14 protein-coding genes are annotated in these 16,194 nt (G+C 31.0%); 11 read left to right on the forward strand and 3 right to left on the reverse strand.

Annotation, left to right across the window (positions count from 1 at the left end):
- Nucleotides 1-291: 291 nt before the first annotated feature.
- The 3 genes from QZV12_RS03220 (at nt 292) to QZV12_RS03230 (ending at nt 3,746) form a co-directional block, all read left to right on the forward strand.
- Nucleotides 292-1,983: an ATP-grasp domain-containing protein gene (locus QZV12_RS03220; RefSeq protein WP_295617119.1), complete on the forward strand. Its 1,692-nt coding sequence runs from the start codon at nt 292-294 to the stop codon at nt 1,981-1,983.
- Nucleotides 1,984-2,329: 346 nt separating this feature from the next.
- On the forward strand, nt 2,330-3,112 hold the full coding sequence (gene nucS, locus QZV12_RS03225) for an endonuclease NucS (protein WP_295617122.1): 783 nt from the start codon (nt 2,330-2,332) through the stop codon (nt 3,110-3,112).
- 64 nt (nt 3,113-3,176) lie between these two features.
- The gene (locus QZV12_RS03230; protein ID WP_295617283.1) at nt 3,177-3,746 is read left to right on the forward strand and encodes a manganese efflux pump MntP family protein; all 570 of its coding nucleotides are present in this window, start codon (nt 3,177-3,179) and stop codon (nt 3,744-3,746) included.
- A gap of 120 nt (nt 3,747-3,866) precedes the next feature.
- Here QZV12_RS03230 and QZV12_RS03235 read toward each other — a convergent pair whose 3' ends face one another.
- Nucleotides 3,867-4,367 carry a hypothetical protein gene (locus tag QZV12_RS03235; RefSeq protein WP_295617125.1) on the reverse strand — a complete coding sequence of 167 codons (501 nt, stop codon included), beginning with the start codon at nt 4,365-4,367 and terminating at the stop codon, nt 3,867-3,869.
- Between the two features lie 248 nt (nt 4,368-4,615).
- On the opposite strand from QZV12_RS03235, the gene QZV12_RS03240 reads away from it, so the two are divergent.
- Nucleotides 4,616-5,716 carry a hypothetical protein gene (locus QZV12_RS03240; protein WP_295617128.1) on the forward strand — a complete coding sequence of 367 codons (1,101 nt, stop codon included), beginning with the start codon at nt 4,616-4,618 and terminating at the stop codon, nt 5,714-5,716.
- A gap of 277 nt (nt 5,717-5,993) precedes the next feature.
- Nucleotides 5,994-6,833, forward strand: a complete 840-nt coding sequence (locus QZV12_RS03245) for a carbon-nitrogen hydrolase family protein (RefSeq protein WP_295617130.1) — start codon at nt 5,994-5,996, stop codon at nt 6,831-6,833.
- 73 nt (nt 6,834-6,906) lie between these two features.
- Here the strand turns inward: QZV12_RS03245 and QZV12_RS03250 are convergent, their stop codons facing one another.
- Complete coding sequence (locus tag QZV12_RS03250) at nt 6,907-7,758, reverse strand: HEAT repeat domain-containing protein (RefSeq protein ID WP_295617133.1); 852 nt, start codon at nt 7,756-7,758, stop codon at nt 6,907-6,909.
- A gap of 367 nt (nt 7,759-8,125) precedes the next feature.
- Here QZV12_RS03250 and QZV12_RS03255 point away from each other — a divergent pair, with 367 nt between their 5' ends.
- The 5 genes from QZV12_RS03255 to QZV12_RS03275 all read left to right on the forward strand — a co-directional run bounded on the left by QZV12_RS03255 (nt 8,126) and on the right by QZV12_RS03275 (nt 13,870).
- Nucleotides 8,126-10,726, forward strand: a complete 2,601-nt coding sequence (locus tag QZV12_RS03255; protein WP_295617136.1) for an ATP-dependent helicase — start codon at nt 8,126-8,128, stop codon at nt 10,724-10,726.
- 173 nt (nt 10,727-10,899) lie between these two features.
- On the forward strand, nt 10,900-11,319 hold the full coding sequence (locus QZV12_RS03260) for an NfeD family protein (RefSeq protein ID WP_295617139.1): 420 nt from the start codon (nt 10,900-10,902) through the stop codon (nt 11,317-11,319).
- 170 nt (nt 11,320-11,489) lie between these two features.
- Nucleotides 11,490-12,458: an SPFH domain-containing protein gene (locus tag QZV12_RS03265; RefSeq protein WP_295617141.1), complete on the forward strand. Its 969-nt coding sequence runs from the start codon at nt 11,490-11,492 to the stop codon at nt 12,456-12,458.
- A 66-nt stretch (nt 12,459-12,524) separates the two neighbouring features.
- Complete coding sequence (locus QZV12_RS03270) at nt 12,525-12,899, forward strand: DUF5518 domain-containing protein (protein WP_295617143.1); 375 nt, start codon at nt 12,525-12,527, stop codon at nt 12,897-12,899.
- A gap of 437 nt (nt 12,900-13,336) precedes the next feature.
- Nucleotides 13,337-13,870, forward strand: coding sequence for a UbiA family prenyltransferase (locus tag QZV12_RS03275; protein WP_295617146.1), 534 nt, complete (start codon nt 13,337-13,339; stop codon nt 13,868-13,870).
- A 259-nt stretch (nt 13,871-14,129) separates the two neighbouring features.
- Here the strand turns inward: QZV12_RS03275 and QZV12_RS03280 are convergent, their stop codons facing one another.
- Nucleotides 14,130-15,221, reverse strand: a complete 1,092-nt coding sequence (locus QZV12_RS03280) for a formate--phosphoribosylaminoimidazolecarboxamide ligase (RefSeq protein WP_295617149.1) — start codon at nt 15,219-15,221, stop codon at nt 14,130-14,132.
- A gap of 393 nt (nt 15,222-15,614) precedes the next feature.
- Between QZV12_RS03280 and QZV12_RS03285 the strand changes: the two genes are divergently transcribed.
- Entirely contained in the window at nt 15,615-16,181 is a 567-nt protein-coding gene (locus tag QZV12_RS03285) for a metallophosphoesterase (protein ID WP_295617152.1), read from the forward strand.
- Nucleotides 16,182-16,194 lie beyond the last annotated feature (13 nt).

Consider the following 16,194-nt stretch of genomic DNA (forward strand, 5'->3'; position numbering starts at 1 on the left):
TTTAGAATTAAAAAAAAATGTGTTTTCGAATAGTTAAAATAAAAAAATTAAGTTATTGAATATTAAGAATAAAAAAAATTGAGTTTTAGAATATTTAGAATAAAAAAAGATTTGAGTTTTAGAATATTGAGAATTAAAAAAACATTTAAAATTTAAAGTACAAAAATAATACTAAAGGACATTAATAAAAAAAAAAAAAAAAAAAAAAAAATCTATTTAAAAAATCAATGCCTGAATAACACAGGAGAATATATTCTTAAAAAATTATTAAAAAATTGATAGGGTAAAAGTATGAGAAATATCATAATTGTTGAATGCATATCTACAGGACTAAACTATGTTCAAGACATTATAAACAGAAACTATAATCCGATTGTTTTAGAATTGAAAATAGATGGGGATGAAAAAGCAAAGAAAGAGTATGATGAAATGCTCGAAATAACTTATGGCCTTATTGATAATGAATTCGAAATCATCTATGAAAAGGACACATATGAAGAAAATCTTGAAATGGTTAAAAAGTATGATCCATTCTTGATTATTCCAGGAAGTGAAAAAGGAGTAACCCGTGCAACCAAATTAGCAAATGACTTGAATTTATTAGGCAATCCTATTGAAAATCTAGAAGCCATGACCTCAAAGGATGCAATGCAAAAGAGATTAGCTGAAAATAATCTTCGCCACATAAAAGGCAAGCTTGTAAGTTCAGTTAAAGAGGCAAAAGAATATTACGATATGGAAGGCTTAAAAGAGGTTGTAGTGAAACTGACATATGGTGCAGCAACTGTCGGAGTGAATATATGCAAAGACAAGGAGTCAATGATTAAGGCAGTTGAAAAGTCATTAACAGAGAATAACATTTATGGCGAAGCCAATGAGGACATCCTTATTCAAGAATATATTTATGGTGAAGAGTATGTTGTTAATACAGTTTCCTGTGATGGAGTTCATCGTGTAACTACCATTTGGAAATACAATAAAATAAAGACAGCTGAAGGATTTCCGATATATGACTACGATGAAACCATCAGTGAATTAGGTCTTGGTGAAGCGGAACTTGTTGAATATGCTTATGATGTAGCAGATGCAATAGGCATCAAATATGGACCAGTTCATGGAGAATATATGGTAGATGAAAAGGGTCCTGTTTTAATTGAAGTTAATTGCCGCCCTATGGGAACCTATTTAGAAGCAAAATTCATTGATGCATTTTCAGGCCAACATGAAACAGACAGCTCACTGGATTCATACATGAACCCTGAAAAATTCAAATATGAACAAATGAAAGGATATAATTTATTAGGACATGCAGCTATGAAATCATTTATTGTGCCAAAAGACGTTATTGCAAAGTCTTCTCCAATGAAACATATCAGCAATAAGCTAAAAAGCCATAGCAAAACAATTCTAATTCCATTCAATAAAAGTCAAACATTTGTAAAAACACAGGATTTGGAAACCAGTTACGGAACCGTATTTTTAGTCCATGAGGATCCTTACCAAATTAAAAAGGACATTGATTATTTAAGAAGCGTTGAAAAAAAATCATTCCAACTGGTTTTAAGTGAAGAGCATAAGAAAAAAATGGACTTTGATGAAGAGTATGAGGAAGAAATCAAATCTTTCGTAAGGAATATGAAAGGCTACGGAACTTGCATGATTATTACTGACACTAAATATGATGATTTAGATATTTTGCAACTGTATCCTCAAGAATTAAAGGAAGACAAAGGAGAATTTGATGCTGTTTTCGTAAACTTAAATAAAAGCATGATGGAAACAAGTGATGAACTCATCGCTAAATTCATTTTAGACATTCTCGATAAAATAAAGGTTGGAGGATTAGTGTTTATTCCAAAAACCACATATGAATATATGCCTAATGGCAGAACAGGAGCTGAAGCACTTGTTAAAGCTTTAGACTTAAAAATTGAATTGCCATTGTATAATTTCCCAAAAATGTTGATCGCATCAAAAAGGTAAAAAAAAATATAGAATGGCTAAAAATAATTAAATTAAGGTAAAAAAATACAAAATAGTTAAAATAATTAAATTAAATCTAAAAAAATACATAATAGCTAAAAATAATTAAATTTAAGGCAAATAAATACCGAATAGCTAAAAATATTTAATTATATGATTCTTTTTCAATAGTTTTTGTAGACAAATAATACTTTTGATAGAATCATAATCTTTTTTTATTAATTAAGTTTATAAAAAATGAAAACAAATAATTGATAAGTGAAAATTATTTTTTAAACTCACCATAGAAAAGTGAAAAAAATTATTTGATAAAAATCACAATACATAAAACTTTAAACATGATAAAATGAAATACAAAATCTTAGAAAATCCCAATTATGAAGAAACTTATGAGCTTATTGAAGAAGGTCTAAGGAAAAAAGCAACCATATTGCTTTTTGCATGTTGTAGAGTAAGTTATGAAGGTCGTGCTTTAAGCGAACTTGATTATGGAGAAAGAATCATTATGATGAAGCCAGATGGATGCTTTTTGATTCATCAAGACAATAAGGTGGATCCAGTCAATTGGCAGCCTCCTAAATCAAGACCAAGAGCTTACATTAAAGATGAAATTCTCTTTTTAGAAAGCCACAGACGCAGTCCTCCTGAAAGATTGGAAGTTGAGGTTAGAAAAGTCCATTATGCAAATTATAACCTAATAGAAGATTATGAAGAGCTTGAAAGAGCAGGCTATGAAAAGGATATGGGAGATATGATTTGGGATAAGCCTCACATAATCGAAGAAGGATTCCGTCCAAACGTAAGAGAATATGCTACTGAGCATGGATATATTGATATTCTTGGAAAGGATAGTGAAGGAAACCTAATGATTTTAGAATTGAAAGCCCGTAAGGCAGGAATAGCTGCAGTGAAACAGATTAGAAGATACTTATCTGACTTTGAAAATAGGGAAAATAAGGAAATCAAAGGAGAAGGAGAAAAGCAAAAGATTAGAGGATTGCTTGTTGCTCCATCTATTGGTGATGATGCACTTGAGCTTTTGGAAGAGGAAGGAATTGAATTTGTAGCAGTAGAACCTCCAAGAGAGCTTAAGAAAGATAAAAAAGTCACTTTAGATGCCTTTGGTTAAAATTAATCAAAACATCAAATTATTAATCAGACAATCATTATTGAACAAATTAAAACATATTATTATGGATTTCATATCAACATTATTGATAGCAATTGCACTTGCTATGGACGCATTTAGCGTTTCACTTACAAAAGGATTCACCTTAAAGAACCTTACCAAAAGCCAAGCATTATGGTTTGGAATATTCTTTGGAGGATTTCAGTCATTGATGCCAGTCCTTGGTTGGTTAGGTGGAATCCAATTGGAATGGCTAATCACCACTTTTGCACCATGGATTGCATTCATATTGCTAGTTCTAATCGGTTCAAACATGATTAGGGAAAGCTTCTCCAATGAAGATGAAGAAGAGACTTCTGACAAATTTTCATTTAAGGAACTGACATTGCTTGCAATAGCTAGAAGCATTGATGCATTTGCAGTTGGAATAACCTATGCAGTGTTAAAAACAGATATTTTAATTCCAGTAATAATAATTGGTGTTGTAGCATTTATCTTTACAATCATAGGACTTTATTTAGGTAAAAAAATAGGAAACTACTTTGGAGACAAATTTGAAATCCTCGGAGGAGTAATCTTAATCTTGCTTGGATTCAAAATACTCCTTGAAGGACTTGGAATATTAGTCTTATAAAAAAATATAATAAAAAAAGTGTAATCAAATATTTTTACAATGGTTTCAAACTAAACAAACAGCGAAAATATTTTTGGTCAAGGTTTTTAAGCCGAAGGCTCAAAAAGCTTGGAGCTTGAGTTAAAGCTCCAAAACAAACCTTTCACCACTTAATTCTTTTAAACGTTTTATCTCTTCCATTTGATGTCTTTTAGCATAGTCATTATATGGTTTAGGAGATAATGTGTGACCATCATACTCTAATTTATAGATGACAAATTCATCAGTGTCTAAAGCAATTGTGTCTTCAGCGGTTTTCAATTCAATGCTGTTCAATTCATCCATAATGCTTTCAAACTCTTTTTCTTCCAAATCTATAAGTTCATCAAGGTCTCTTGATGCAAAGCTTGGATTGAATTGCATAGCTAATCCAATCATACCATTGATCTCTTTTCCATCAATCTCAAATACTGATGCCCTAATATGATCCATATGCTTTACCATATGGTCTAATGTAGGTTTGGTAACTGGAATTTCACTTGCAGTTCCTAAAATGTTTATTTCATAATCATTTTTCCAATCCCCAATCCTATAAACTGCATAGTTAATATTATCACATTTTATCTCTTTTTCTTCAGCCATTCTATCACTTTAATCGTTTTAAAAATTAATGGCTTCTTAAACAAATGCCATTATTTAATTTATTAATTATATTATCTAATTACTAAATAAAATATTTTCCTAATAAAGAACTAAAAAAAGAAACAATTAAAGACTAAAAAAGCAATTAAATTAAAAAGTATAAATAATATTAAATAAAAAATTAATAATAGATATTAATTACTAAATTAATTCTTATGAAGCATGATAAAAAGGAAGGAGGTTAAAAATTGGTTAAATATTGTCAAGAGTGTGGAAATGCAAGTTATGACAGTGCACCAAAATGTGGAAACTGTGGTGCTATACTGCCTCCAAAATCTGAAGCAAACTCTAGACCCCCTAAATTAGATGGGAAATTCAAGAAAACAACTGTAATCAAAAGTACAAATGATTCAATATTTTCAGGCAAGTCAAGTGAAATTGGAAAGGGATTGTCTGAAAAATTATCTGGCTTTGATTTAAGCAAATTTAGCAATACCGCTAAAGATCAAAAAGCAAAGCAAAGTGTTGAACAAGTCCAAAGTTCTAAACCATCTTTTAGCAAAACCGCAACAGAAGGATTCAAGCAAAAGGATAAAGGAATAAAAAATCCTGCTAAAAAGTTCAGCACTCCAAAAACTGAAACTGAAACCAAAGAAGTTAAAAAGGAAACACCTAAGAAGGAAGCACCTAAAAAAGAAGTTCCTAAAAAGGTTATTCCTAAAAAAGAGAAAAAGGTTGAAACTAAGGAAATCAATAAACCTGCAAGCCCACTTTCCAATATAAACATTAGGAAAATAGGAATTGTAGCAATATTAGTATTGATAATTCTTTTAATCGCAGGAATTGGACTCAATGGAATCCATAACCAAACTACAGATGAAGTAAAAAGCTATACTGATGGTGTAATCAGCTATAATTACTCTGGAAATTGGTCCATGTATAACAATACTGAAGGAAACAGCAATTCCAGCGATATTGCATTTAAAACTAAAGATAACACATTAATTGGATTCACAACTATTAAAAGCGATGAAATCACTTACGATAAGATCTTAAGTGACGTTAATGCAACTGCACACTCCTTAAACGGAGAACTTGTAGAATACAAAAACATTGAAGTTGGTGGAGTTCCATCTTTAGAAATAACAATAAGCACTGCAGACCAAGGATACTCAAGATATATCTGTATCCTAAGGGATGGAGTATACTACAGCTTTGTCATAAACAATGGAAAATCCAGCAACAGCGACATAAGCGCTTTAAATACTCATGAAATCCAAAATATGATCAATAGTATTAGTTTCCCAAATGTCGACTATGAAGGAGTAGACAGTGAAAATATAGCTTAAGTCTATTAAAACTAATATTATTAATTTTTTATTTTTTTAACTTCCTATTAAAAGTTATAAATTTCTTTTTTTCTTTTTATTTTAATTCTTTTTGATGATTTACTATTTTTTAAAAATATTTAATTGAATAAAACAAATATTAAAATTAATTACTAAAATTCAAGAAATATAATATTTAATTGAATAAAACAAATATTAAAAATAATTACTGCTTATACTAAAATTTTATTAAAAATAAAATAAAATCAGATATAATAAACGATTTAGAGGTGAAAACATGAATATTATCAAAATAGCTCTTTGTCAAATGAATGTGGTAGACAATAAGGATGAAAACATAAATAAGGCAATCCAAATGATTAAGGAATCTAAAAAACAAGGAGCTGATTTAGCGGTTCTTCCAGAAATGTTCAACTGCCCTTATGAAAATGAAAAGTTTATTGAATATGCTGAAGAAATGGAGGAAAGCATTACATTAAAAGAGATTTCTAAAATTGCAAAAGAGGAAAATATTCATGTTTTAGCAGGATCAATCCCTGAACTTGAAAATGATGGCGATTCACAATCAATTTACAATACAGCAGTTCTTTTTGACAATTCTGGAAACATATTGGGAAAACATAGAAAGATGCATCTTTTTGACATTGACGTTAAAGGAAAAATCTGCTCTAAGGAATCAGACACTTTAAGCGCAGGAAACGAAATTACAGTTATTGAAACCGAACTTGCAAAAATTGGAATCGGCATTTGCTATGACATCCGTTTTGTTGAATTATCCAGAATTATGGCTTTAAATGGTGCAGAAATATTAATATTCCCTGGAGCATTTAATTTGACAACAGGTCCAGCCCATTGGGAAATCCTATTTAGATCAAGAGCATTAGACAATCAAACATTTACTATTGGAGTTGCTCCTGCATTGGATAGGGATGCAAATTACAATTCCTATGGACATTCAATTGCAGTTAGCCCATGGGGAGAGCTTATTGAAGAGTTAGGATTTGATGAGGAACTAAAAATAGTTGAAATAGATTTAGATGAAATTGCTAGAATAAGAGAGGAAATTCCTGTTTTAAAAAATAGAAGAACTGATTTATACGAAATCAAGAAAAAATAGCAAACTTAACTAAAAAATAAAAATAAAAAAAATAGAAAGATAAAATAAATCTAAATTAATAGCAATTTAGATTTTATTTTAAGTTTCCTAACCTTTTCTCAAAGTAAGACAATTTTTTCTCATTGTCTGCAAATACTTCAATTGCAGTTTCCAAGACCCTTACTTCATTGTCATAATCATTTGTTTGCCTATAAATGACACATAATCTTTTATATGGAGCATCTTTTGCTTGTCTTGAATAAACATATCTTTCATATTCTTTAATTGCCTTTTGAAGATTGGTCTTTTCCATTTCCTTGATTGTGCTCATTGGAATGACTTTTACAATAGCTTTTCCAGAATCCTTAGCTTTTTGTCTTTTTTGAGCTTTCTTAATTGCCTTATTACAGGATTTCTTAAAGTCCTTATCATCTTCGCCTTTTCTTGCTTCCTTGATCAATGCAATTGATTCATCAGTTGCTAAATCTCCTAAAGCTTGAATTGCAGCTAATTTTACACCCCAATCCTCATCATCAAGACATTTTGCTATAGTATCCAATTCATCTTCTGCTTGAAGCTCACCTAAAGCTTTAACAGCAACTTTTCTAACACCGAAGTCTTCATCATCTGTTGATTCGACAAAATAAGGAATTACCTTTTTATCTTCAGTTTCCTTAAGTGCAAATGCTAAGAATCTTTTATCCTTTCCTTCAGATTTAGCAAATTCATCAATCAATTTGTCTACAGCTACATCACCCATATTTCCTAAGATTTCTGCAGCTTTAAAACGAATTTGAGCATTTTCATCTTTAGTAGCTTCAATTAAAGGTTCAATAATAGATTCATCATTTACCCTTTCCAAACTTGCAATAGCTAATTTCCTCTTAGCTACATCTTCATCTTTTAATGCTTCTATAGCTTCTTCAATAGATAATTTTTCAGCCATAATAAAACCTCATAAATTAAAAATAAAAATCTTGTAATCTTAAAAATATTTTAATAAAAGAATTAAACATTTTATTAAATAATAATTTTGATTTAATAATATTTTAGTTTAAACTAATATTTAAATTAAAACTAATTTTTAAGTTAAACAAAATTTTGAATACAAATTATTAAATTAATTTGAATAAATAAAAACTAAACTATAAAATAAATAAATTACATAGATATTGAGTGAAACAATTTAATTATGCAACTACAATAACAAAAAAGAGCTAACAATTTAATTAGACAATTCAATAACAAAAAAAGAGCAAACAATTTATTATACTATAAATAACAGGAAAACCACCAAAATAAGATTTGATAATATGATAAAAAAACAGACAAAAAGCTATTCTAAAAAGCAGATTTATAAAAATCTCCACCCCTACGTTAAGGAATGGTTTGATAATAGCTTTGATGACTTTACACCTGCACAAAAGCAAGCGATTCCTGAAATACATAAGGGAAAAAACATCCTTGTTTCATCACCAACAGGATCTGGAAAAACATTAACTGCATTCCTATCTGTCATTAATGAATTGACAAGCCTTGCAGATAAGGGAAAGCTTGAAGACAAGGTATACTGCATTTACATATCTCCTCTCAAGGCATTGGACAACGACATCGAGAGAAATTTGGAACAGCCTTTAAATGAAATTGAAAAAATAGCTAAAAAGCCATTAAACATTCGTAAGGCTGTAAGAACTGGAGATACAAGCCAATACCAAAGAACAAAAATGCTAAAGAAGCCACCTCACATTCTAATTACAACTCCTGAAACATTGTCAATCCTTCTTGTTGCCCCTAAATTCCGGGAAAAGTTATCACATGTCAAATATGTGATTGTTGATGAGATACATTCATTGGCGGAAAACAAAAGGGGAGTTCATTTAAGCCTATCCTTAGAGAGATTGCAGGCATTGATTGGAGGATTTACAAGAATCGGATTATCAGCTACAGTCAGCCCCCTTGAGGAAGTGGCCAGATTCCTTGTAGGTTACGAATATGGAATTGAAAGGGATTGCATTCTTGTTGACATAAACTACCTTAAGGAGCGGGACATTGAAGTGATTTCTCCAGTTGACGACATTGTAATAGCTGACGATGAGGATACGAGAATGGCAACCTATGCATTGATAGATGACTTGGTAATGGAACATAAGACAAACCTTATCTTTACAAACACCCGTAGCGCAACTGAAAGATATGTTTACAACTTAAAGAAGCTTTATGGTGAGCACTTCAACAGCAACAACATTATGGCACACCACTCCTCACTTTCAAAGGAATCCAGATTGAGAACTGAAGAAAAGCTAAAAAAAGGAGAGCTTAGGGCAGTTGTATCCTCAACTTCACTTGAACTTGGAATAGACATCGGATACATTGACCTTGTAATCCTAATCAACTCTCCAAAGTCAGTTTCAAGAGCCCTTCAAAGAATAGGAAGAAGCGGACATAGGCTACATGAAAAATCTAAGGGAAGAATAATCGTTACAGATAGGGATGAACTTGTGGAATGCTCAGTGCTTCTTAAGAATGCCAAGGAAGGAAAAATTGACAATATAAAGATTCCAAGGGACTGCTTGGATGTATTAGCCCAACACATATATGGAATGGGAATTGAAAACCCATGGGACATTGACTATGCCTATGACATAATCAGAAAAAGCTACTGCTATAAGGACCTTGATAGGGATGAGTACGAAGATGTCTTAAGCTATTTGGCAGGAGAATATGTAGAGCTTGAGGAAAGATACGTTTATGCTAAAATTTGGATTGACTATAAGGAAAACACCTTTGGAAAAAGGGGAAAATTAGCAAGAATGCTTTATTCAACAAACATTGGTACAATTCCAGACCATTCTGCAGTTCTTGTAAAATGTGATGGAGAGACAATAGGAAAGGTTGAAGAGGACTTTATGGAAAAGCTTAAAAAAGGAGACAGCTTTGTCCTTGGAGGAAGAACCTATAAATTCAATTACGGCAAAGGAATGACAATAAATGTTTCTCCAGCATCAGGACCTCCTACAATACCATCATGGTATTCAGAGCAATTGCCACTTGCATTTGACCTTGCAGTTGACATACAAAGGTTTAGATACATATTGGAAAGCAGATTCCTGTATGCAAATTCCAAAGAGGAGATTATGGAATTCCTTCACGAATATCTTTATGTAGATGAATTTGCAGCAAATTCCATTTACGAATACTTCAATGAGCAATTCCTCTATGCACAAATACCTCATAAGCAAAGATTGCTTGTTGAGTATTACACAGGATTTGGAGGAAGAAAATTCGTTGTATTCCATAGCCTGTTCGGAACAAAGACAAATGATGCCATTGCAAGAGCTGTAGCTTATCTGGCATCTGACAGAAACAAGAGAAACATTACAATTTCAATTACTGACAATGGATTTTACTTAAGCTCTGATGGAAAAATGGGAGCATTGGAAGCATTGAAGAGATTGACTCCAGACAACTTTGAAAACATTCTAATAAGATCCCTTGATAAGACCGAAACATTGGCAAGCAGGTTTAGGCACTGTGCAGGAAGGTCTCTTATGACCTTAAGGAGATACAAAGGCCATGAAAAGTCAGTTGGAAGACAGCAAGTCAGAGGAAAGATATTATTGAAATATATTCAGGAAATGGACAATAATTTCCCAATCCTCAAGGAGTCAAGAAGGGAAGCAACTGAAGATTATATGGATATTAAAAATGCAAAAAGAGTCATTTCATGGATACACAGTGGAGAAATGGAAATCAAAACAATTAATACGATTATCCCAAGCCCATTTGCATTCAATCTTGTATCTCAAGGATATCTTGAAGTATTGAAACAGAACGACAAGTCTGAATTCACTAAAAGAATGCATAGGGCAGTTATAGAAAAAATCAAAGAGGAAATGAATAATGATTTTTATTAAAAATTGTTAAATCTCTTAAGAAAGTTATATGATTATTTAAAAAGTTTTTAAAAGTTTAAAAATTATGAAAATTAATTTAAAATGTATTAAAAATCCTTAAAAATATTTAAAAAGTTTTAAATACTATAAAAATATATCATATTTCGATAAATAATTCTTAAGGAGGGGGATAAATGTGCTTGGAATTTTGGATAATACTTGCAATTGTATTCCTAATTGGAGAATTATTAAGTGGAGGATTCTGCTTATTGTCAATTGGAATCGGAGCAATAGCTGCAGCAATATTGAATTATTTTCAATATAACCTTACTATTCAAATCATTGCATTTATTATAATCACATTGATTTTCGTTCTGATTTCAAGGCCATTATATAATAAGCTCAATAAGAATACTGTTGATAAGAAGTCAAATACAGAAAGGCTAATTGGATTAAAGGCAAAAGTCACAGAGGATATTAATTCAGATAAGATTGGAACCATCAAAGTAAATGGGGAAATTTGGAAAGCAATTTCAGATGAGGAAATATCCGAAGGAGAGGAAGTTGAAACCATAGCAATAGATGGAGTTAAGCTAAAGGTTAAAAAAGCTTAAAATCTTTATTGGGAAAAAAGAAAGATAAAGGTTAAAAAAGCTTAAAACCATTATAGGGAACAAAGAAATAAATATTAACATTTAAAAATAATTAATTAAACAAAAACAATTATTGAAATCTGAAAATAAGCATATCAAATAAAAATTATATTCATTTAGAAGGTGAAAAAATGAACATTATTTTATTAGTCTTAATCATAATAATCCTTGTAGTGTTTGCATCCAGAACCTTGCAAATATTAAGGCCTTATGAGAAAGGGGTTGTTGAAAGATTAGGAAAATATAATAGAACTGTTGAAAGCGGTTTAAACATTATCATTCCATTTATCGAAACAATCAGAAAAGTTGACCTAAGGGAACAGGTTGTAGATGTTCCTCCACAAGAGGTAATTACAAAAGACAATGCAGTTGTAGTTGTTGACTGTGTAATCTTTTATGAAGTCATTGATGCATTCAATGCTGTCTATAACGTTGCAAACTTCTATCAGGCAATTACCAAACTTGCCCAAACCAATTTAAGAAACATAATCGGTGATTTGGAATTGGACCAAACCTTGACTTCAAGGGAAATGATCAATACAGAATTGCGTGAAGTTCTTGATGTTGCAACTGACAAATGGGGAACTAAAGTAGTTAGAGTGGAAATTCAAAGAATTGAACCTCCAAAGGACATTGTTGAAGCAATGAGTAAACAGATGAAAGCTGAAAGATTCAAAAGAGCAACAATCTTAGAATCTGAAGGTTACAAGGAATCTGAAATCCAAAAAGCTGAAGGGGACAAGCAAGCTAAGATTCTTGCTGCAGAAGCAGAGGCAGAAGCAATCAAACAGGTTGCAGATGCAAAGAAATATCAAGAGATTGCAGTTGCAGAAGGTAAGGCAAAAGCTACTGAAATAACATATAATGCAATACATGCAGGAAATCCTACAAACGATTTGATTGCTATCAAATATTTGGAAGCTCTTGAACAAATAGCTGATGGAAATGCCACCAAAATCTTCCTGCCAACTGAAGTTTCTGGAATCTTAGGTTCAGTCGGAGGAATAGCTGAATTGTTCAAAGAAGATTCTGACAATGTAAAGGTTTTTGAAAAAACTTCTGAACAAAAGCAAATTGAAACCATGGAAAAAACTGAATAAAAACAAAAATTTAAAAATCAAAAAATATAAAATTAAATATAGAAATAATTGAAAAGAGGTGATATTATGGCAAAAATGAATGCTGTGATTTTAGGATTTATACTAACATTAGTTGTAGCCCTATTCTTCAGCCGTTATGAATTCTGGGGCCTTTTAATAGTTGGATTTATAGTAGGATACATTGCTCATGATGGAGCACTTGGCGGATTGTGGAATGCTGCTCTTGCAGGAGCATTCGGTTCAATAGTATCTGCAATCCTATTCGTAATACTTGTAACTGTTGGAGGAAGTGCATTAATGGGTCCTCTCGGAGGTCTTGCTGGATTTACAGTCTCTGGAATCACAGGTTTTATTGATGTTATTCTTCAAATAATCAAATACATGATTGCTATGGGAATAACTGGTGCTATTGGTGGAGCAATAGCTGGAAAAGAAGAATAAAAAATTTTATTTTTTCTTTTTCTTTATTTTTTTTAATACATTTTTTTATTTTTACTACTTTAAATGAATATTTTAAAATAACCTACACTTTTTTACAACTTTAAATGATTAACCTACTCTTTTTTACAACTTTAAAAGATTATTTTAAATAAAATACTTTTTTATAGTTACCACTTAAGATGAATATTTAAAATAAAGTCTTCATTTTTATTTTAATTTTTATTCTAAAACTAATTAAATCGATTTTTTCTTTTTTCTTTTTTAAAAAATATTTAATCTCTTTTTTATGTCCTTTTTTTAAAATAAATTCTAAACAAATTAAAACAATCTTTCCTTTAAACTAAAAAACATTAAACTTTAAATTATATGAAAAATAAAAATCTAATAAGATATATAAAATGTTAATTGATTAATTTTAAAGTTTTAGGTGTGATTGAATGGTAGATGCAGATAAGCAAAAAAATCCTAAAGGAAATAAAACTAAAAACAGTAGTTTGCCAGAGATAAATTTAAAATCATTGATATTTGGTGCAGCAGCATATGCATTTTTCCCACTTATGGCATATCAACATAATATTGATATCTTAATGGCATTTGCAGCTATTGGACCTCTTTATATAGGTTATGAGGCAAAAACAAAATTAAAAGCTGTCCTTTTAGGTATTGTTGGTGCAACACCATTACTCTACTTGGCATATGGGGGAATGATTGGAAACTATGTACCATCTGAAACTGGAGATTTAATCACTGTAGTTACAATTCTTGGCCTTGGTGCAATAATGGCATACTTCGGATCTTACCTTTACAAAGACAGATCCAAATCAAAAGAGGCTTACGAAGAGGCAAGCAGTTACAAAGGAACCAAGAACGTTCCAATTAAAATGAAAAAGATGGAAGACACAGGAAGTGTAACAACCAATATCCGCAACCTCTTTTTACCAAGCAGAAAAAAGAAAGAAGAAGATGAATAAAACAAATCTAATTTATTAGGATTTGAATAAATCTTAAAATTAATAAACAAATCAAATCAATTAGAATTTAATAATTCTAATTATTCTATTTTTTTTAATATAATTCCAAATATCCTGTTTTTTAAATTGATAGACACAAGTATTTTTTTAAATTTCATATTTATTTTGAAAATATGTTTTTTTAAAAAATAGTTTTAATAATGTCGAACTAAATAATGAGAAATAAAAAAAAGAAAAAAATAATGAAAAGATATTAAGTTTATGTAATGATCTTTTCAAATCCACCGTTTTCGAGTGCCATTTTAATTTCACGTGCAACTCTTCTTCCCATACTCATACCTTCACCGTATTTGAGGTAACTGTAGGAAGAACCTTCCATGAAGGTGTTTGTACCACCATCAGTTCTTGCACTTGTTTCAAATACAACAACTTCAAGGTTATCGTTAACAAGAGTTTGGATACAGAATGGACCGTTTAAACCAGGTTTTACTAATTCTGCAGCACTTTTAACTAATTTGTCACCGATTTCAAATGCTTGTGGGAGCAATGATTCTCTCATTACAACTGGGTGGTTACCAGTTACAACATAAGATGGGCTAATATCAATGGATAATTGGTCTTTAGCAGGCATTCTTACAAATCCATCAATACTGGATTCGTATCTGCTGTCCATACCCATAAGTTCCACTTCATCATTTAATGCTGAGTAGAAATAGTGGATACAGTAGTTACAACCGGATACATACTCTTCAATGTGAGCTTGTTCCACATCTGCATCTTCAATCCAGCCACGTTCTTTCATTGCTTCGATTTTTTCATCAAATTCTTCAGTAGATGAAGCTACGAAGTAACCTCTTCCACCTCTTGCTCCAGGGAACTTAACCATTACAGCACGGTCAATTTGTGAAGGGTCATCGTATTTCATTGGGATTCTGATTTTACCGTTGACAAGCAATTGTCTTTCCAAGTCTCTTTCAGCTTCCCATCTTAAGATGTCTCTGTTACCGAACATAGGAACATTGAACTTGTCTTCAACATTGTCCAAACCTGCATATGCAACAAAGGATCCATGAGGAATAACGATTGCATTCATGTCTCTTAATTTTTGTTGAACATCTTCGTTTACAATGTCTTCAAATTTATCGACAATGATATATTCATCTGCTACATCAAAACGTTGATAAGGGACTTCTCTTCCTTTTGCACATACGATAGCAGTTCTAAATCCTTCTTGTTTAGCACCGTTAAGAATATGTAAAGAAGTGTGACTACCTAAAGTTGCGATAGTTATATTGTCTTTATCATATCCTTCTAAAATCTCCAATATTTTTTCTTTACTAACTTTACCCATTTTTAATCTCCTGAATGAAATAATTTTTCAGAAATAATCTTAAAATATAGAATATATTTATCGATAATAATATTATATTTTTATAAACTTATAAAGTTTTATTATTAATTTTCATTTGAAGTATATTAAACAAAACTTATACTGATTTTTAAAAAATTCCCTATACTGAAACGATATTAGAAAGAAAAAATATTAAAAAATGATGATTTTCTAAAAAACTATATAATTTATATTAAACAAAGTAATTATTGTTAAACAATTACTTAAGAAAAACTTAGAAGACTGGCAAAATAATTTATTTAAACAATCTTAAGAGAAACTTAGAAAACTGCCAAATTAATTAATAGCTAAAACTGTTAAATTAATCTTAAAAACCAAAAGACATGTGAAATTATGCTAATCGGACTAATATCAGACACACATATTCCAGATAGAAGAGTTAAACTTCCAGAAAAGGTTTTGGAAAGCTTTGAAAATGTTGAGTTAATACTTCATGCAGGAGACATTACAAGCCAAAGCGTTATTGATGAATTGGAAGCGATAGCTCCAGTTGTTGCAGTTGAAGGAAATATGGATCGAGTTGTTGGAGAGATTGATTTGCCTGCTGCAAAAGTCATTGAAGTGGAAGGTCATAAAATAGGAATAATCCATGGAGAGGTTTATCCAAGAGGAGACACACAGCACCTATACTACAATGCATTACAGTTAGGTGTAGACATTCTTGTAAGCGGACATTCACATATAGCCCAATTGGAAAAGGTCAAGGATGTTATTTTAGTCAATCCTGGAAGTCCAACAAATCCAAGATTATCAGACCCCTCTGTAGCATTGATGGAAATAAATGGAAATGAGATAAGCATAGAATTCATACAAACTGGAAGACCTGTCTGTTCAGCATTGAATTTCTTTGAAGAAAAGGCAAAAAAGGACAAAGAGAAAGAAAACAATAAAGAGGAATAATTTAAGGAGGGCT

Source organism: uncultured Methanobrevibacter sp. (genome assembly GCF_902769175.1).
Lineage (GTDB): Archaea > Methanobacteriota > Methanobacteria > Methanobacteriales > Methanobacteriaceae > Methanobrevibacter.